We start from the raw sequence: 19,675 nt of genomic DNA on the forward strand, positions 1-19,675 counted from the left end.
ATAGTTGTTTATTTGCTGAATGATAAATACGAAAACAGGTTGTTTGTTTTCGATTTAACATAAAAATTTTTCATTAGTCGTATTCAAACCAAAAACATGACACTAACAATCTATCAAATTGATGCTTTTTGTGAAAAAATTTTCAAAGGCAACCCTGCAGCTGTTGTTCCATTAGGAAAATGGATTGATGACGAGCTAATGCAAAACATAGCAATGGAAAATAATTTGGCCGAAACTGTGTTTTTTGTGAAAGAAAATGATCAATATGCTATAAGGTGGTTTACCCCTGAAACTGAGATTAGATTATGCGGTCATGCTACGCTTGCATCTGCACATTATCTCTTTGAACATGATCATTTTGAGGGTGAGACCATACATTTCCTTTCTCACTTAAGTGGTCCTTTATCTGTTACAAAAAAAGAAAATGGGCTGGAATTAAACTTTCCTTCACAAAAACCAGAGTTATGTGACAAACCTGATTTCATAGAAAAAGCGTTGGGTTGTAAAGTCAACTCGTGCAGTAGGCAAGGAATGTTTCTTGTCGCAGAAATTGACGCTGAGGAAATCTTAAAGTCATTGAAGCCTGATTTTAACTTGATCAATAAAGAAAGTCCTGAACTTGGAGTTATTGTCACGGCAAAAGGTGATCAGGTTGATTTTGTTTCCCGCTTTTTTCACCCTGGAATAGGTATCAATGAAGATCCCGTTACAGGGTCAGCCCACACAGTATTAATTCCTTACTGGGCAGAAAAGCTAGATAAGAAAGAAATGGTAGCACATCAAGTCTCCAAAAGAGGCGGTATTTTACATTGTGCATTAAATGATGACAGAGTTTTGATCTCTGGCAAAGCTGTAACCTACTTAAAAGGGGATATTTATGTGTAATTTAATAATTATTAACATTAATCAACTCTTAAGTTAAAGATATAAAATAAGTCACTTTCTATATTTACACCACTTAAGGTATATTATTGAAAGCGACTTATTTTTTATTTATGAACTTTTTAATACGACTTTTCTTAATATTTGTAGCTTTTTCTGTAACAAGCTGTGCTGGTTTCTACCGAAGAATAAACCCTATTTCTATTGATTTCACTCAATATGACACCCCTGATGAGGTAACATTGGAATATGAATATAAAGAATTGAAAGGTAGAAAATATAGACGAAAAGCAGAGAAGAATAACATTCAAATCGTTGCTTTGCAGATCACCAACAATTCATCTGATGAGGTAATTATCGGTAAAAACTTTGAATTCAGAGATCAGAACAATCAAGTTTTGAAACTGTATACTCCAGTAGAGACTGTAGATAAAATTCATCAAACCCTGCCTAATTATCTACTGTATTTATTGATGACTCCTTTAAGATTCACTGACGGAACAGATCACTATGGAGAACCAAAAAATTATTATGTAGGTGCATTTGTAGGTCCGATACTCACCGCCCACAACGTATTCATCGCTCATCAATCCAATAAAAAAATGAAACGTGAGTTTGATAAATACAATGTTATAAACCACACTATTTTACCTGGAGAAACCAAAACAGGTTTAATTAGTATTCAAATGGAAAAGAAAGGGGATCAACCTAATATTTACCTGTACAAGAAAAAGCAACAATTTCTATAAAACTTAAGTGGCTATTTTGATCACAAATTACATAGCAATCCTTAAAATATTCTCTCAATCTTTTTTAGGAAATTGACTTTCTTATCCTTACTTCCCGAAGTTGTCAATGAAGAATTGATCCATTGTACATCTTTAATTCCAACACCTTTGAGTGTCGCTTTGATAAATGCTTTTTTGATTACATTCCCACCAAAAAGAACTAAATACCATGAAGGAGACTCTGAAGTACTGATCACTTTGGCTTTTTTGATGTGAGTCAAAAGACCTTTCAAGCCTGTTTTTGTTTCTATATAAGAGAAATCCTTCAACATGACTTTATCAATGAAACCCTTTAAAATAGCCGGCAAGTCATACCACCATACCGGAAAAATAAATACTAGCTCTTCTGTTTTCTTCAAGATTTCCTGGTACTCCTTGACTTTTGGGTCTGTGGTTTCTCCTTTAGAGTACAATGCCAGATCTTCTTCTCTTAATACAGGATCAAAATTATCTTTATATAAATCGATAATCTGATATTCCTTTCCCTGCTTTTCCAGTTTACTGACAGCAGTGTCTAAAATGGCTTTATTAAAACTCCCATGCCACGGGTGAGCAAAAACTAATGTTGTTTTCATAATTTGTATTTTTTTGATTGATCTATCAATACAAAAGTATTTCACCCAACAATTGTTTTATAGGACATTTGTCTAAATAATATTTTTCCGGATTCTACTCAAGTGTCGTTGGGTTATACCAAGATAGGACGATAAGTATTTTAATGGAATGTGTTTGATATAATCTGGATAGTTTTTAACCAAATCTTCATATCTTTTTTCAGCAGATTCCATATTCATCATAAAAATATACTCCTCCAGCTTGATGTAAGCCCTTTCGGTAAGTTGTGTGTAAAACACCTGCCATCTTTGGTCTTTATTCATCAATTCCTCAAAATCACTTTTATGGAAAGTAAACAATTCCACATCAGTAATTGCATGAATACTTTCCCTTGTAGGCCTTCCGGAAACGTAGCTGGAAAAAGCATTAATAAAATTATGCGGGAAAGTTAAACAATATGTGACTTCCTCATCTTTACTTGACAAATAATAATTCCTGATAATTCCTTTGGTTACAAAACCCACTTTGTGGCACACTTCACCTTGTGTGATGAAATGTTCATTCTTTTTTAAAGTAGCAGGTTGCATTCTTTGGGTAAATTCTTCAACCTCTTTTTTAGAGAATGAAGTAGAAGAGAGAATAAAGTTTTTAAGAATTTCAGACATTTCAGAGGTTAGCTTCTTAATATTTTTTCCATTTTCTTTCCCTTTGCCAATTCATCCACTAACTTATCCAGATACCTTACCTGCTGTGTCAAAGGCGTTTCAATTTCTTCAACTCTGACACCACATACCACACCTTTAATTAAAGTTGCATTAGGATTGATTTTCGCTTCTTGAAAGAAAATTGTAAAAGTAGACTTTTCATCAATATGATGTTGTAACGCTGATGAGTTGTATCCTGTCAACCATTCAATGGCTTGATGCAGTTCTTCTACAGTCCTGCCTTTTTTCTCAACTTTGGTGACATAATGTGGATAAATCGAAGCGAAAGTCATTTCAGCTATTCTTTTATCCTGAGTAGATGTATCTGCCATAGTTTTGAAGTATTAATTTTTCTTTGTGTAAACTTCTTGCCATAAAGTGATTAAATCATCTTCATCAAACTTCAATAACAGCATCGTTTCAAATTTGTCAATAGAATGATCTTTTCTGACAATGATGGCATTCATTACGGCCACTACCCTATCTTCTGCACAAACATATTCTTGTACATCATAATTAATGGATTGAATATTTGATTTAAAATGCGTTAGAAATTCAAGATAGCTTTCATAATTCACTTGATATTCTCTACCATTTACCTTCACTACAAAATCAGGAGCAAAACACTGAGCAATGTCTGACTTAGTAATATGAGTTGAAGAGAGTAAGTGTCTCTGATTCCACTTCAACAACTTTTTAGCTAAATGTTCCTTTTTCATCTTTAAAACTCCTTTTATCAATTTACATATATAGTTACTGAAAGATAATGAAAATTAAACTTCTTACTTACGGGACAATGCTGCAATTAAGGTACGTTAAGGTTAATTTAAAATTGAAGTAAATAATAAATGATTTCCAGCTGTTTAAAACGTGATTTATTTAATACAATCACCCCTAAAAACTAAAAGTCTATTTTTAAGAATTATTACAATAATAATGGAGCTGTATTACACAGATAATCAACCACATTCCCTTTCCCAAAGGTCTATTTCACACTATTATATATTGAACATTGTTAATAAAAAACAAAGTCCACAGGTGATCTCTATCAAGATAAACTCCTCCTTAATGCTTACATTTGTATTTCAATTTCTTGAGGAATAAGATTATGGAAAATAAGACACTTGTCAGAAAATATAATGTACCTGGACCACGATACACAAGTTATCCAACGGTACCCTATTGGGATAAAGATCCAACAATTGAAGAATGGAGCAAGCATGTTGCAGATGCGTTTTCTGCCAGCAATGCAAAAGACGGCATCAGCCTTTATATTCATCTTCCGTATTGTGAGAAACTTTGTACTTTCTGTGGGTGTAATAAAAGAATTACCATCAATCACTCCGTAGAAGATTCTTATATCGATGCACTTCTTAAAGAGTGGCAAATGTATATTGCCATTTTTGGTGAAGAGCGTCCAAGAATCAAAGAAATTCACTTAGGTGGAGGAACTCCGACATTCTTCAGCCCTGAAAACCTCCAAAGGTTGACTAAAGGTATTTTTGAATTGGCAGATAAGTGCGAAGATGCTGAACTAGGTTTTGAAGCAAACCCTGTCAATACTACAGATGCTCATTTAGAAGCACTTTATGAGGTGGGCTATACTCGTCTGAGTTTAGGAATTCAAGATTTTGACTCAACAGTTCAAAAGGCGATCAATCGTGTTCAGTCTTATGAGCAGGTAGAACATGTGACAAAGAAAGCAAGAGAAATTGGATATACTTCAGTCAATTTTGACCTTGTGTTTGGTTTACCTTTCCAAAAACTGGAATGTGTAAAAGATACTATCGCAAAATCCAATGCACTCCGTCCAGACCGTATTGCTTATTATTCTTATGCTCACGTACCGTGGACGGCTCCTGGTCAAAGAGGTTTCTCTGAAGAAGATCTTCCTTCTAATGAAGAAAAAAGAGCTTTATATGAAGTAGGCAAGGAAATGTTTGAAGAAGCTGGATATGTAGAAATTGGAATGGACCACTTTGCATTGCCAACAGACGGATTAGCAATTGCCGCTGATCAAAAAGCATTGCATAGAAACTTTATGGGTTATGCCCCTACATACACTCAGTTGATGGTAGGGCTAGGGTGTTCTTCTATTTCTGATTCATGGACTTCATTTGCTCAGAATATCAAAAAAGTAGAAGAATACAAGGCTGTTATCGAAGAAGGAAAATTACCTATTTACAGAGGACATATTCTTTCAGAAGAAGATCTATTGGTAAGAAAGCATATCCTAAATGTGATGTGTCACTTTGAAACTACTTGGGATGAAGAAACTGCTCAACTTCCTTTATTTAAAACTTTAGGTGAGAAGTTAGAAGAAATGATCAATGATCAATTGGTTGTTTTGAGTGATAATAAATTAGAAGTTACAGAAAAGGGACGACCTTTTGTTCGAAATATTTGCATGACACTTGATGCGAGAATGTTAGTGGCAAAACCGCAATCTAGAATTTTCTCGTCAACAATTTAATTGGATGGCATCTATAAAAAATAGAGGTAAAAGGAATACGTAACCCTTTTACCTCTTTTTTTCAAAGATTATTTTCTTTGAATTACTCAGCAGTTGCTTCAGCTTCACCGGCAGTAGCGTCTACTACTTCCTCAGCAACAGTTGAATCAGCAACAGCTACAGTAGAATCTACGGCTGCTACTTCAGCCTCAACAGCTTTTACTTCTTCTTTTGCAACTTCAACAACTTCTTCAGTTGCTTTTGCTTCTTCTTTCTTTTGTTCAGCTTGACCACAAGCAATCACCGAAAATGCAACGATGTTTGCGATAATTAAATGTTTGATCTTCATAGTAATAATAATAGTTAAGTTAGATTGAAAAGTTGGATCAATAGTAATTCAAAAAATCACTGATCCATATTGGTTAATAACAATTATTTCACCGATTTTTACTATTAGTAGCATTGCACAATGTTAGAGGAGATGCAATTTTCGTTCATTTATTTTTTTACATTTATTTAACAAATCGTCGATGGACTCACTTACACAAGTGGTACTTGGAGCTTCTGTAGGAGAAGCTGTATTAGGAAAAAAGATAGGAATTAAAGCCGCTATTTTTGGTGCAATTGCAGGTACAATACCTGATTTAGACGTTTTAGCATCACCTTGGTTTGATGCCGTTGAAAAGTTGATGTACCATAGAAGTATCACTCACTCTTTTCTTTTTTTCATTATTGCCTCCCCCATTTTTGGGTATCTCACCCATAAGTTCTTCGGGAAAAACAACGATACACTGAAAGATTGGACTTTGCTCTATTTTTTAGGTTTTCTGACTCATGCGCTTCTTGATACTTGCACAACTTGGGGCACTCAATTACTCTTTCCGTTTACCTCTTATGGTTTTGCTACTTATACTGTTTTTGTGGTAGATCCACATTATACTCTCCCATTTATGGCTTTATTAATTATTGCCCTATGTAAACCTAAAACCTCTTCCATAAGAAGAAAATTGAATTATTGGGGGCTTGGAATCAGTACGGCTTACTTATTACTAGGCTTTATACTTCAACATCAAGCCAATACGGTTTTTAAAAAGAACATTACTGCTCTTGGGGTGGAATATGAAGATTTCATTACAAAGCCCACTCCTCTCAACATATGGCTTTGGGCCACCACTTTTAAAACGGAAAATGGTTATTATACAGGATTTTACTCCATTTTTGATAACGATGACCATGTAAACTTCAGGTACTACCCGCATCACCATGACCTTTTGGATCAATTGCCTTCAAATGAAAAGACAAACAAGCTGATTTACATCACAAAAGACTTTTACATTGTAGAGCAACAACAAGATGAATTATTGATCAAGGATCTTCGATTTGGCACTTTTGATGGATGGAGAGGGAAAGACCAAGGAAGATTTGTTTTCACTTATCATATTACTCCACAAGAAGACGGCAGTCTAAAATACACAGAGGAGAATTACAGATTTAAACCTTCAAATGAATATTTAAAAGCTTATTTCGCTAGAGTTTTTGGTCAAAAATAAATTGTTAACATATCGCTTCTCTTAAAATATGTTTACAGTATCTACTAAACATTAGGACAATTTGTCAGTTTATACCTTTTAGTATAATAGTTGTTTAAACAGGTAAAAGTGTCAAATTAAATTATACAAAATGAATAGTAGAGTATTAATTTTCCTAGGAGTGGCTTTTGCCATTTTGTTGGCGATAGACCTATACGCTTTTAAGGGAATCCGTCTTATCACTGAAAATAGTAAAACGATATATAAACAGCTTTCCGCACTATTATTCTGGCTGGAAAGTATTGGTATTTATATGGCAATTGGATGGATGGTCTTCAATATGGATAAATTCAGAGATCCATCATTTACCAATACAATATTTACTATTAATGCCTTTATTTTAATGTCATTAGCCACAAAATTGGTTTTTAATATTTTCCATGGTGCCGATGATCTTGCTTTCTTAGGAAATAAATTAGTCCATTTCTTTAATAATGGAGCCACTAACAGCGTAAATTCTAACGGAACGCCTATATCAAGAACAAAATTCTTAACATTATTAGGTGCTGGATTGGCTACTGTTCCACTTGGAGCATTTGCCTATGGATTAACAAAAGGCCGTTTTAATTTCAGAGTTATTAGAAAATCCCTTTCTTACCCCAACTTGCCTGATGCATTTGACGGTTTGAAAGTGATTCATATTTCAGATATTCATATTGGCAGTTTTCCAAAAGGACATGAATCTGTAGCTAAAGCTGTAAAAATGATCAATGATCGCAAGCCTGATGTAATTTTCTTTACGGGTGACCTTGTCAACAACTATGCTTCAGAAACGGATGGATGGGTGGATGTTTTCAAACAATTAAAAGCCAAAAAAGGAATGTATTCTATATTGGGCAATCATGATTATGGCGATTATGTGCAATGGAATTCTTCTGCAGAGAAAAAAGCAAATCTTGATCTTGTGAAACAAAGAAACCGTGAAATGGGCTTTGATTTACTTCTGAATGAAAATAGAACACTGGAAATTGATGGTGAGAAAATCGGTATTGTAGGTGTTGAAAACTGGGGATTGCGTCCTTTCCCGCAATTAGGAGACATCAATAAAGCCAATGAAGGTTTAGAAAACATTCCTTTCAAGATTTTATTATCGCACGACCCTTCTCATTGGGATGCACAAGTGCTAGACCATAAAGATATGGACCTTACGCTTGCAGGACATACTCACGGAATGCAATTTGGTATTGAAATTCCAGGTATAAAATGGAGTCCAGTACAATACAAGTATCCGCGTTGGGCTGGTTTGTATGAAAAAGGAAAACAGAAACTGTATGTCAACCGTGGATTTGGATATCATGCTTATGCTGGTAGAATTGGTATGGATCCTGAAATCACAGAAATTACATTAAAGAAGGAAGCAACAGCATAGTTGGCTTTTAAAAAAATAGATTTAAGCCCTTGTTCATTGTTTGGACAAGGGCTTAATATTTGTCAATACCTTGGTGTAAATGAAGGAAGGTAGGAAACTTATAATCATGATCACTCAAAAATGAATTAATCCAACCTACCTTTGTGCAGTTTGTTATTACAATCAGTGAAAATTTTTCAATCATGGATTCAATCTCTGGGAAAACGAAATATTTATTAGGTATTCAGCATGTATTAGCCATGTTCGGAGCTACAGTACTCGTTCCATTTCTTACTGGACTTAATCCAGTCTTAGCACTTTTTACAGCAGGTATTGGCACTTTAGTTTTTCACCAAGTGACAAACAAGATCGTACCCGTATTTTTGGGATCTTCTTTTGCCTTTATTGGTGCTATTGGCCTTGTGCTTAAAAATGAAGGTTTGGCTTCTGTAAAAGCGGGAATTATTGGAGCGGGGCTGATCTATGTGTTGATGTCATTTGTGATCAGAAAATTTGGAGTTAAAAGAGTCCAATCCTTTTTTCCTCCTATTGTAATTGGTCCTACCATAATGGTAATTGGTTTAAGGTTGAGCCCTATTGCACTAAACATGGCGGGTTATGATGATGGAAAATTTGACAATCAAAGTCTTATTATCTCTCTTTCTGTAATCATCACAATGGTCATTTCTTCTATGTTGAAGAACTCTTTCTTCAGGCTGATGCCAATTCTTATTTCAGTTACCGTAGGCTATTTTATTGCTGCCATGATGGGGGTTGTAGACTACACTGCCATTGAAGATGCCAACTGGATCGGTTTCTCTTCTACAACTGTTGATCAAATTCTTACTATTCCAGCATTCTCTGTTTCTGGTTTCTTTGCCATTGCTCCCATTGCTTTGGTAGTTTTCATTGAACACATTGGAGATATTACCACTAATGGTGCTGTTGTAGGCAAAAACTTCTTCAAACAGCCAGGCATTCATAAAACTATGCTGGGTGATGGATTGGCAACTATCTTGGCTGGCTTATTAGGAGGTCCAGCCAATACAACTTATGGAGAAAATACTGGTGTATTAGCAGTAACAAAGGTTTATGATCCTTCTGTGATCAGAATTGCAGCCGTATTTGCAATAACATTAAGTTTAATTGGAAAAGTAGGTGCCGTTTTACAAACAATACCAGTTCCTGTGATGGGCGGTATTTCTATCATTTTATTCGGAATGATTGCCGCTGTTGGAGTGAGGACTTTAATCTCTGCAAAACTGGATTTTGGGCATTCTAGAAACCTTATTATTGCCGCTATAATTTTTGTATTGGGAATTGGAATAAAAGAAGTTGCTATTTATGGTGAAGTATCAGTTTCAGGACTTACCATTGCTGCACTTATCGGAGTTATACTCAATAAGTTATTACCAAGAGATATTTAATATTCAACTAATTATAATACAAATAGGATAACCAATGAAGTATTTATTGCAATTACTATAGTAAAAGTAACACTTATTTATGTTATCAATAAAGTGCAAAACCGTCATTATATTCTACATTATAATGACGGTTTTTATGTTAAAAAACACATTTTAAGCGACTTACAATTGTGAATATTTAAATAAATGTAAATTTTTATCTATCTTATTGATACAATATTATCTTTATCTCTCTATGCTTAGATCAATTAACTATGAAATCACTAACTTTGATTATCGCTTTAATGTATTTTACAAACCTCGTTGCACAAGCACAACAAACTTCATACAAAGAGATCACTGTAGATCAATTTGACGATTATGAAGCCTTTGTAAATTCCCCTCCCCCCCATATTACAGGCAAGGGAACTAAAAGTGATTCTCTATCTAATTCTAATTTAGTTTATGAGTATTATGAAGCAGAGAATCAATATTATGCCATAGAAAGCTGGGCCGATTATTATTATTGGTTATCAAAAAAGTACACATACTTATTCAACAAACCAGAAATCTTCGAGCACTTCTATCAGATGAAAGATAATGTACAGATGATTAAGTACTTATCTTTCAATTACTCCGTTTGGCATTTTCCTTCTTCAATCAAGATCAAACCACATGAGGCATTAGCATCTCATGAAAACAGGTTTTCCATTTCTTATCATATCATCAAGTCCAAAGATGACATTAAGTACATGGAAGATCAATTACGATTGAAAATGGAAAAATACGAGGAAGTATCCTTAAAGCACTAATGATTTAATATCGTTATTGTCTAAACGGATACGTATCCACTCTTGTGTACGTTGCTGTAATTCTTTGCTCTGTTTTGCTTTTTTCTTGACCTTTTCATCAAGTTCCAATAGTAAAACAGGGCTTTTTTTACTGATTAGACTGTCCCCCTCCCATGATTGAATAGTGATATCGCTGATGGCAAAACTTTTCACATCAGGAAACTGAAAATGTATTTCCTTTGAGATTTGATCTACTTGCAAAGTATCTTCCTGCTCTTTTGTAAGGTTGAAGATCCTCTTTTCTAAAAGCTTAATTTTCAAATCTTTATCCTTGATTAATTCATCATTCTTAGTATAAATATCCTTCAAAAGACTCACATGAAGAGCATTGCTGTATTGAGCAAATTTTTCATCAATATCAAAATCCTGTCCATCTTCCTGATGAATTCTTACTTCTGTCTTTTTGGTAAACGGAAACATTTCATCTTCCTTAGCTGAAAGACCGTACCTTGGTATCATTTCATTCAAAAATACTATTTGTCCTTCGTCAATCTTTTTCCCCATATAGTATAGATCAATGATAGAAAGGGAGTCAGTATAAGTTACTTTATTCGTCAGCAGTTCACTCCCATTAAAAGTTGTATTTTCTTTAATAAAAGAGTCCACTGCAATTTTAAAACGCGTCTCTTGTATTACGTTAAAAAAGATCACTGCACTTGGACTGACTACTATAATCAAAAAGGCAAATAATATGGATCTGTACTTTCTATATCGTGCTCTATCAATAAATGTCTTTACTGGGAATCTTAAAAACTTTACAACAATGTATGTGGATAAACTGATGAAGACTGAATTGATAAAAAAGAGGTAAAATGCTCCTAAGAAATAACTGTACATTCCTGTAGCCAGACCATATCCTGCTGTACACAACGGAGGCATAAGGGCTGTGGCAATGGCAACACCGGGGATTACATTACTCTTCTCTTTTCTTGAACCTGCAATAATTCCAGAGAAACCGCCAAAGAAAGCGACAAAAACATCCAAAATTGTAGGTTTGGTTCTTGCCAATAATTCAGACTGCTCCAAATTTAGAGGAGTAAGAGAAAAATAAATTGTAGAAGTAGCCAAACTAATGAATACGGCAATACCCAAGTTTTTTAAGGCTCTTCTCATCATATCCACATCATGAATACCAATAGCCGTTCCAATACCCAATATTGGACCCATCAGTGGAGATATAAGCATGGCCCCAATGACAATTGCTGTAGAGTTGGAGTTTAAGCCAATGGAGGCGATTAAGATGGAAAAAATTAAAATCCACGCTGCATGACCTTTAAAACTGATGTCCTTTGTAATTCCTTCAATAGTTGCTTCCGGGTCTGATCCTTCCCGGATACTCAATGTGTCAATAGCTAGTTTTCTTAAAACATAAATAAGATTCCTAGTGTTCGTCTCACTCATATTGTATTAGTTTAATTATGCGATGATGCCAGTATTTAAGTGCTAAGTTAATAGTAATTCTTATGATCAATTATTTTTGGCTTAGTACTTACAGAATTAGAGCATGTTTCGAAAGTATTTGAGAGATGCTTTAATTACAAATCGAAAATTTAGGTATTTTTTATTTAATCCTTTTAGGTTTCTGATATTTATTTTGCTCCAAGCTAAAATTTGAATTCAATAATTTCTTAATGCATCAATATTTTAGTAAATTTTTAATACCAAAAATACATTTTCCAATAAACTACGCTCATTATGAAAAAAACATACACCAATGAAGATGTCTCTGTAATTTGGGAACCTTCAAAGTGCATCCATTCTGAAAAATGCTTCAAAAGCCTGCCAAGAGTTTTCAATCCAAAAAGAAAACCTTGGGTAGACCTAACACAATCTACGAGTGAAAAAATCATTGAAACCGTCAAAAACTGTCCTTCTCAGGCACTTTCCTTAAAAGAGGATAAAACAGAAGATAATCCGGTTACAGAAATTCAAGTTCTGAAAAATGGACCTGTACTGGTCAAAGGTAAAATCAGTCTTGATTGTAATGGAAGTAAGGAAGTTCTGGAGCAGAATCAAATTGCACTTTGCCGATGTGGAGCCTCAAACAACAAACCTTATTGTGATGGTGCTCATGCAAAAATAAACTTTGAAGCACCTTAAAATAATTGAACACATAACATATTGCACTCGTTAAAAATAAAAGCACAACATTAAACTATTAACATTTGTTTCGATTAGCTTTATATCTTACATTTGTTAGATTGATATGCCTCTAAGAACCTCATGATTGAAATCTATTTTGTCGTTTTTATGCTTGAAAGGAATTCCTTCTTATTATAGACTAATTTATAAACCTCATCATGGCCAATATCAAAAGCCTAACATTAGAAAACTTTAGAGTTTTCAAAGAAAGTACAACCTTCAATTTTTCTCCTCTGAACGTTCTAACAGGGACCAATAGCAGTGGTAAAAGTTCTCTATTCAAAGCACTGTTACTATTACAAGATAACGGTTCAAAAAACAGGTTGGAGGAACTTGATTTTAGAGGTGCTTACCATAACCTTGGTAACATTTCAAAGGCTAGAAACCATGATACAGATGAGAGTAAACCAATAAAGTTTATTTTAGAGTTTGCCCCTCAACCAGGCACTGCCCCTTTTAAAAGGTTTGAATTAGGACAAAGGAGTATTTCAATTGCATATACTGACCTTGAGAAAGTAGAAAGCTTCCAAGATTTACTTCAAACTCCAAACTGGAAAAACTGGATGTATTTCTTGAGAGGTATTTTGATCAACAGGGCACAATATATGATCCGTCATATTCAAAAACTGACCCGCTCTAAAGAAATTGAAAGTACAGATACCGTCAAAAACCTTCTTCACCAATTGCTTCACATCGCTTTTGAAGAAAGAATAACGGTTGACAACATAGAAACGCTGTTTGAAAAAGCAGCTAAAATCTATGATATATTGAAGGAACTTGAAATACCGATTGATGATACTTTCAAGATTCCTAGAAACCTCTCAGGTGCTTTCTTTGCCGACTTAATTAAAAAAGCTTGGTACGAAGAACACAGAGAACATGAACTGAGAGGAATCAAGAAATTAAAACACTTGACAGAGTCTACGGTTACTCCACTAAGAAATGCGGAAGAAACAAAAGCTCATAATGAAAGGTGGAAACGTGTCATTGAGAAAAATGATATTACTGATGTAGAAGAACTGAGATCTGCTCTTATTTCGTGGCTGGAGATGGATATTCCCATGTCTTCTTTAGTGAGAGATATTTTAAATATTAATTCCAAAGAGATTGTTTACACTTTCAAACCTGTAGGAGTGAACACCACCGAGAGTTTATTTTTAGAATTACACTACGATAGCAGAGAAGGAAAACTGTGTCATATCGAACTGGCTTACAGAGAGCGATTTACAAGAAAGAAAAAACTGCTTTATTCTCCTTTGAGTAATGGAAGTCTACATTATGTGGGATCTGAAAATGGAAATAGTTACTTGTTAGCAGCTGGTCACCGAGGAGATTATATTAAAACAGATGGAGAAATTCCCGTATTTACAAGCTTTTTTGATATACAAAATTTATATCAATACGGCTCAGGTATGGATCTGGAATCTCCTGCTCAAAAGTTTTTCTCTATCAATAAAGAGAAATTAAAAAAGGTGCTTGGCTTTAAAGATGATACTTTGATTGATGCATTAGTAGAAGTAACACATAAAAAATTGATGGTGCTTCTCGGTTCTAGGTTGAATTCATTTATGACTGAGTTCCAGCCTAAGGTCAAAAAAATCAACAGCTTCAAGAAAGACGACCTTTCACGCCTTTTAGCAGAAAGAAAAGAAGATGGAAAAGGATTTAAAGTGGCTTCAATAGGTTTTCTTTTAAGAGATTTACCTTTGTTGGATCATAATGACCGTAAGATCTTGGACAAGAAAGAGGCGTACAACTCTTTAGAGGAATTGGATTACCTACCGGAATTGCCTCTGACAAGCGAGCAGTATGCAAAACTTTTTGAAGTCAATATTGACAAAGTACTTCAAAGTGGTTTCTTGAAAATGCTGGAGGAAGGTGTAAGCGGTACCAAACATATTTTCAAATCTTGTGGCAAACTATTCAACTTTGGACTGTTAGAAGCTCAGAGAGGTAGTACAAAAAGGATTTTGCTTCATACTGAAGGCAATGTTCTGAGTGATCTCCTTTTTGAATTTGGAAAAAACGCAGATGAAAATGCTAGAGAATTTGTGAAGAAGTGGATCCGTGAGTTTGAGATTGGAAATGATATTCAAATCAACTCTGTGAAAGGGATTGCCTCAGATGTGATCATCACAAATAAGAAAGGACATGCATTAGACCTTGCAGACCTTGGCTATGGCATTTCTCAACTTTTACCAATTCTCCTTAAAATCGCATTAAATGACCACCGCTCATTATTAATTGAGGAACCTGAGACCAACCTTCATCCTCGATTACAATCAAAATTGGCCGATTTGATCATTGATGCTTCTTTACGCTATGAGACGGATTTCTTAATTGAAACACACTCAGAATATTTAATCAGAAAATTACAATACTGGACTGCTAAGCGAAAAATCACGCCTTATCAGTCTAAAATATACTACTTATATAACCCTGAAAGGGTACCTGAAGGAAAATCTCAAGTTGCGTTACTCAACATTTTGAAAGACGGAGAACTCGACAACGAGTTTGGGGAAGGATTCTTTGATGAAGCAGATAATATTGCTATTGAGCTTTTCCACCTTAAACAAATCTAATAACCTGCTACTGAATCAAAAAACTATGGAACGTATAACAACTTACGCAAATATAAATTCTCTGACAGATTTCTTCCGAAAAAGACCTTCATTAGAAGATCAATTGGATGATATGGATTGGAGTAAATCATGGATGGATTTTTATTCATTTCTCAACAAACAAGCTGACTTGAGATTAGATGTAGATCCTACTCAACTTTCTATGATGAGTAAGACTAATCCTTACATCAAAAAGATGTTGAAAAATGCTTCTTCTGGTGGCTCTTCATTACGTTGTGAAAAAGAAGCTTTTGATCAATTAGAAGAAGTAAGTCAGAGAACAATGCCTCAAACCATGTTCTTTTTAGATAAGAGTAATAGAGAGTGTGAGGATTTTGAAAAAAAATATGGCCTCATTACCCTCAATCCTAACCGTATTCAATCCAAAGCAGGATTTATGTTCAATTGGTCACTTTATAATGTTACCAAGGACAGAGGAGCAGTAAAAAGGTTTGAGAAATGGAGTCAATTGGAGCGTTTCCGTCATCCTCACAATTCAATGGTGATCATTGACAATTACCTATTAAAAGATCTTGGAGAAATGGAAGAAAATCTGATTCCAATGCTGGATGCCTTACTTCCGGAAGAATTAGAAGTGACTTTCCAATTAACATTAATCTCGGTCGACCTGAGAGACAAACCTCTTTCTATGAAAAAATATATTGAGTGGGAATTGAATAAAAAATTAAATCGTCCATATCAGATTGAGGTTTGTGTGATCAAAACAGAAAGTAATAAAAACCACGATAGAAATATTTTCACTAATTACTTGTGGATGCACTCAGGCCACTCATTTACTTACCTTAGAAGACAACAAGTAAGTAAAAATACCAACCTGATGCTCTTCCCTATTTTCTATCAGCAAAAGGATTTCCAATCTTACTATGATGAAGAGCCAACTTCTACTGAAAGTAAAAGTTCTGTATGGGAAGCCGTTCATCAACGTTTAAGAGAAGCTAGATATATCATCAAAACTGCTAGTCAAACGACACACGGTGTCGGTGGTGAGCTGAAAAATACAATTCTTGTCGGGAATAAAACGGCGTAGAAAAGCTTTATTTAAAAGCATCAAAAAAGGAATACAAGTTGAATTGTATTCCTTTTTTGATTTATGGAAGTGGTATTACTTTATCAGAAAGAGCAATATAATACTGTTTCCCATTAATTAAAATCATATATGCCGGCGAAGAAGTAGCGTCATAAACTACACTTACATTACCTATATTTCTCCCTTGTTCTACATAGATTTGTAGCTTTTCTTTATTCATTTTATAATGAAAAGAATGCTTTCCATCCTCAATTACTTCAATGATAATATCTTGTTGCTCATCACCTGCAAAACCAAGCCCTTCATTTTTTTGTTCAACTTGAACTTTATAACTGGAAATCACTTCTGCTTCTTGATCAGGATTTGATAGAAAGAAAATTGAAATGAATACTATAATAACAACAGAAGCGGCTAGTGAAATGGTTTTAGGGGTAAAAGGTATAAACTTTACTTCTTTTACAGCTTCTTTTTTCTCCTCTTCAGGTATTGAAGTATTCTCCTCCTCAAAATGTTGTAACCGTTTTTGAAGAGCATTTCTCTTTATAGAAGCAATGATAAATTTCTGAGCTTCAATTTCTTCCTGGAAACCTTCATCTTCCCTCAATTTATTCTCAACATAGGCCAGTAATTCATCTGATAAACTTTGCTCTAAATAGCCATCAATCAAAGATGTTTTATCTGGTATAAACTGCTCTTCAAATTGCATCAATTGATGTTTCAATTCCTGTTTTTGGACTGTTTCTTTTAGTTTTTGATGTGCTTTTACTTCCAAATCAAAAACTGGATCAGTTTCTCGTTTCGTTACAAATGACGCCTTTTCTTCTTCAGATAAATTACCTTCGAAGAATGCATCAATGTAAGCCGTCAAATCATTATTTTCCATCTTCTACACTTCTTTTGATTGAAGTACTTTTACGGCTTCTTTTCTTGCCTTTTCCATACATTTATTTAATTGTGAAGTGGCAGATCTTGCATTCATAAAACCCAACTGTTCAGCAATTTCAGCCATTGACATCTTGATCTTCGAGTACTTCGAATTGATCAAATCCTGACACTTTTCTCCTAACTGCTGAAGAATAGCAGTCATATCATCAAAAAGTTCGTATTGCTCTTCATCAAAGCTAATACTTTCATCAATCAATGAGTTATCATGTTCTAATGTATCATTCTTTCCTTTGCTGTTTCTGATTTTCACCCTCCATTGATTATAGGCGAGTGTATACAAATAGTTTTTGAGGTTTGAATCTTCCCTTACTTTCCCTCTCTCAATATTATGATGTAAATCAATAATCACATTTTGAAAAACCTCTTTTCCTGCTTCTTCATCTCCTCCATTTTTCTTGACAAGGTTTACAATCATAGATTGATAATTTGTATAAAGGTAAGACCAAGCTGATTCTTTATTTATAGAAAGATCACTTAATAAAACAGCAACTGAATTTTGATATTGTTGATGGACCATTAATAATTATATTTCATTAACACCTATTCAATAATACAAAATTTAGATCTAATACACTAAGCTACAAGCTATTAAAAATAGTATTTATACCACCACTTATTCAATAATATCTTTCAACAAAAAATGTCACCTCTCATATCTTTGAAAGGTGACATTTTTCTAAAATTTATTACTATTTCGAAGTAAAGCTTACAAACTAAGATTCTGATTTTTCAAAAATCTTTCTTTGCCTTGTTCTTGTAAACTCTATTCTTTCTTTCTCAATTCTCTCCTTCTCCTCTACAGAACATGGATAATCAAATAAGCAGTATTGCTTGATTTGCTCCACAACTACCTGTGGAACCATATCTTCCCACTCATCAGAACCTGATTTAATCAATTGTAATACTTTATCTGAGATAATATTAAGGTTATCTGCATTACAACCTCTTAAATCCTCAATCTTACCATTGTCCACCATTGCTTGGAACAATGCCTTTTGCTCATCTGCTAAGTGGATTGATTTACTTGTCATCAACTCTTGAGGATTCAATGATTCTCTATCAAGTGATGGGTAAACATACAACTTGATGTTTCTTCCGAATAAGAATCCAAATGCTTCAAGCAATCCACCCTTCAAGTGCTTATAATATTCAGGAGTAAAGATGTACTCTAAGTTATACATACCTACAGCCACACCTATTTTCTTGCCTCTTGTAAATCTTGATAAGTAGTTAGTCAGACGATAATACTCTTGATACTTAGAGATCATTACGGTATAACCTAATGAACAAAGCATATCTACCCTATCTAGGAAGTCTTTCTCATCTTTCTTACGGTCCTCAGAGATTCTCAAGTTTTCAAGTGTAAGCTCGGCTACAGTGACAATATTCTTTTCATCAACCTCAGGATCGTTTTTAAAATGCTCAAACGATCGCTCCATCATATCGATATTGACTTTTGTAATAGGTCTAAAACGACCTCTAAGAACCAATATGTTTTTCTTATACAGGAAGTCTTGAGGAAGAGCTACTTGGCCATCAGGACCAAACATTGTTGTTTTAGCAAGACCATTTTTCACCAATAATAAACTCAATAATCTATTATCAACATCCAAAAAGTCTGGACCACTTACTCTTACGTAGTTCACAATGATTTTATGGATATTCAAACCATCCATCAATGAACTCAAGAACTCGTCAACATCATCTGTTTTATAAAAACAAGCATAAATAAGGTTTACCCCTAAAATACCGATTGTTTCTTGCTGTAAAAGTGGATCGTTGTCTTTCAACTCCACATGCAATACTACCTCATTTGGAATAGTATTAGGGCGATTTTGGAAACGGATACCTAACCAACCATGACCTTGATTGGTTCTATTAAAGTTTAGCTGCTCTACCGTATCTGCAAAAGCGAAGAACCTTGTCTCATCTTTTCGTTTAGGAAGTCTTTCTCCCAACAAACGAAATTCTTTTTTCAACATTCTTTCAACTCTACTTTGACAGACATAACGTCCGCCGGGCTCAGGTCCATAGATTGCGTCAGAGAATGACATATCATAAGCCGATATTGTTTTTGCAATAGTTCCTGATGCTGCACCTGCCTTGAAAAAGTTAGCAGCAACGTCTTGTCCTGCTCCAATTTCAGCTAATGATCCATAAACCGATGAATCAAGGTTTATTTTTAGTGCTTTCTCTCTTGTTGTTAATGTGTTGAAGTGCATAATGAATTAAAGAATTCTAGTGCTTAAGCAATTGTACCATTCAAATCAATAACCTCTCTGATTTCAATTGTTCAATCACTTTTAGTATTTATGTCTAAAGTGCGTTTTTTCTTTTCTCGATG

At 34.4% G+C, this 19,675-nt stretch carries 19 protein-coding genes; 10 read left to right on the forward strand and 9 right to left on the reverse strand.

Annotation, left to right across the window (positions count from 1 at the left end):
* The first annotated feature begins 96 nt into the window (after positions 1–96).
* Positions 97–885 (forward strand): PhzF family phenazine biosynthesis protein, encoded by a 789-nt coding sequence (locus AVL50_RS15025; RefSeq protein WP_062617299.1) that lies wholly within the window; start codon positions 97–99, stop codon positions 883–885.
* Between the two features lie 110 nt (positions 886–995).
* Positions 996–1,631 (forward strand): hypothetical protein, encoded by a 636-nt coding sequence (locus AVL50_RS15030; protein ID WP_062617300.1) that lies wholly within the window; start codon positions 996–998, stop codon positions 1,629–1,631.
* A gap of 41 nt (positions 1,632–1,672) precedes the next feature.
* Here AVL50_RS15030 and AVL50_RS15035 read toward each other — a convergent pair whose 3' ends face one another.
* The 4 genes from AVL50_RS15035 to AVL50_RS15050 all read right to left on the reverse strand — a co-directional run bounded on the left by AVL50_RS15035 (position 1,673) and on the right by AVL50_RS15050 (position 3,648).
* Entirely contained in the window at positions 1,673–2,245 is a 573-nt protein-coding gene (locus AVL50_RS15035; protein WP_062617301.1) for an NAD(P)H-dependent oxidoreductase, read from the reverse strand.
* A gap of 72 nt (positions 2,246–2,317) precedes the next feature.
* Entirely contained in the window at positions 2,318–2,890 is a 573-nt protein-coding gene (locus tag AVL50_RS15040) for a Crp/Fnr family transcriptional regulator (protein ID WP_062617302.1), read from the reverse strand.
* 8 nt (positions 2,891–2,898) lie between these two features.
* The gene (locus tag AVL50_RS15045; protein ID WP_062617303.1) at positions 2,899–3,261 is read right to left on the reverse strand and encodes a DUF2200 domain-containing protein; all 363 of its coding nucleotides are present in this window, start codon (positions 3,259–3,261) and stop codon (positions 2,899–2,901) included.
* Between the two features lie 12 nt (positions 3,262–3,273).
* Positions 3,274–3,648: a nuclear transport factor 2 family protein gene (locus tag AVL50_RS15050; protein ID WP_062617304.1), complete on the reverse strand. Its 375-nt coding sequence runs from the start codon at positions 3,646–3,648 to the stop codon at positions 3,274–3,276.
* 389 nt (positions 3,649–4,037) lie between these two features.
* Between AVL50_RS15050 and hemN the strand changes: the two genes are divergently transcribed.
* Complete coding sequence (gene hemN, locus AVL50_RS15055; RefSeq protein WP_062617305.1) at positions 4,038–5,402, forward strand: oxygen-independent coproporphyrinogen III oxidase; 1,365 nt, start codon at positions 4,038–4,040, stop codon at positions 5,400–5,402.
* Positions 5,403–5,484: 82 nt separating this feature from the next.
* On the opposite strand, the gene AVL50_RS15060 is transcribed toward hemN, so the two are convergent.
* The gene (locus AVL50_RS15060; RefSeq protein WP_062617306.1) at positions 5,485–5,730 is read right to left on the reverse strand and encodes a hypothetical protein; all 246 of its coding nucleotides are present in this window, start codon (positions 5,728–5,730) and stop codon (positions 5,485–5,487) included.
* 181 nt (positions 5,731–5,911) lie between these two features.
* On the opposite strand from AVL50_RS15060, the gene AVL50_RS15065 reads away from it, so the two are divergent.
* The 4 genes from AVL50_RS15065 to AVL50_RS15080 all read left to right on the forward strand — a co-directional run bounded on the left by AVL50_RS15065 (position 5,912) and on the right by AVL50_RS15080 (position 10,536).
* Positions 5,912–6,931: a metal-dependent hydrolase gene (locus AVL50_RS15065; RefSeq protein WP_062617307.1), complete on the forward strand. Its 1,020-nt coding sequence runs from the start codon at positions 5,912–5,914 to the stop codon at positions 6,929–6,931.
* A 130-nt stretch (positions 6,932–7,061) separates the two neighbouring features.
* The gene (locus tag AVL50_RS15070) at positions 7,062–8,339 is read left to right on the forward strand and encodes a metallophosphoesterase (protein WP_062617308.1); all 1,278 of its coding nucleotides are present in this window, start codon (positions 7,062–7,064) and stop codon (positions 8,337–8,339) included.
* Positions 8,340–8,521: 182 nt separating this feature from the next.
* Entirely contained in the window at positions 8,522–9,745 is a 1,224-nt protein-coding gene (locus AVL50_RS15075) for a uracil-xanthine permease family protein (protein ID WP_062617309.1), read from the forward strand.
* Between the two features lie 254 nt (positions 9,746–9,999).
* Positions 10,000–10,536, forward strand: coding sequence for a hypothetical protein (locus AVL50_RS15080; protein ID WP_062617310.1), 537 nt, complete (start codon positions 10,000–10,002; stop codon positions 10,534–10,536).
* Here AVL50_RS15080 and AVL50_RS15085 read toward each other — a convergent pair.
* Entirely contained in the window at positions 10,525–11,976 is a 1,452-nt protein-coding gene (locus AVL50_RS15085) for a DUF389 domain-containing protein (RefSeq protein WP_062617311.1), read from the reverse strand. The two genes, AVL50_RS15080 and AVL50_RS15085, sit on opposite strands and share 12 nt — an antisense overlap.
* A gap of 294 nt (positions 11,977–12,270) precedes the next feature.
* Here AVL50_RS15085 and AVL50_RS15090 point away from each other — a divergent pair, with 294 nt between their 5' ends.
* From AVL50_RS15090 to AVL50_RS15100, 3 genes are all read left to right on the forward strand, one after another.
* Positions 12,271–12,675 carry a (4Fe-4S)-binding protein gene (locus tag AVL50_RS15090; protein WP_062617312.1) on the forward strand — a complete coding sequence of 135 codons (405 nt, stop codon included), beginning with the start codon at positions 12,271–12,273 and terminating at the stop codon, positions 12,673–12,675.
* A gap of 200 nt (positions 12,676–12,875) precedes the next feature.
* Positions 12,876–15,299 (forward strand): DUF3696 domain-containing protein, encoded by a 2,424-nt coding sequence (locus tag AVL50_RS15095; RefSeq protein ID WP_062617313.1) that lies wholly within the window; start codon positions 12,876–12,878, stop codon positions 15,297–15,299.
* 25 nt (positions 15,300–15,324) lie between these two features.
* Positions 15,325–16,386 carry a hypothetical protein gene (locus tag AVL50_RS15100; protein ID WP_062617314.1) on the forward strand — a complete coding sequence of 354 codons (1,062 nt, stop codon included), beginning with the start codon at positions 15,325–15,327 and terminating at the stop codon, positions 16,384–16,386.
* A gap of 61 nt (positions 16,387–16,447) precedes the next feature.
* Here the strand turns inward: AVL50_RS15100 and AVL50_RS15105 are convergent, their stop codons facing one another.
* From AVL50_RS15105 to AVL50_RS15115, 3 genes are all read right to left on the reverse strand, one after another.
* Positions 16,448–17,269 (reverse strand): hypothetical protein, encoded by an 822-nt coding sequence (locus AVL50_RS15105; protein ID WP_062617315.1) that lies wholly within the window; start codon positions 17,267–17,269, stop codon positions 16,448–16,450.
* 3 nt (positions 17,270–17,272) lie between these two features.
* Positions 17,273–17,848 (reverse strand): RNA polymerase sigma factor, encoded by a 576-nt coding sequence (locus AVL50_RS15110; protein WP_062617316.1) that lies wholly within the window; start codon positions 17,846–17,848, stop codon positions 17,273–17,275.
* 196 nt (positions 17,849–18,044) lie between these two features.
* Positions 18,045–19,553 (reverse strand): hypothetical protein, encoded by a 1,509-nt coding sequence (locus AVL50_RS15115; protein ID WP_062617317.1) that lies wholly within the window; start codon positions 19,551–19,553, stop codon positions 18,045–18,047.
* Positions 19,554–19,675 lie beyond the last annotated feature (122 nt).

It is taken from the genome of Flammeovirga sp. SJP92 (genome assembly GCF_001583495.1).
Lineage (GTDB): Bacteria > Bacteroidota > Bacteroidia > Cytophagales > Flammeovirgaceae > Flammeovirga.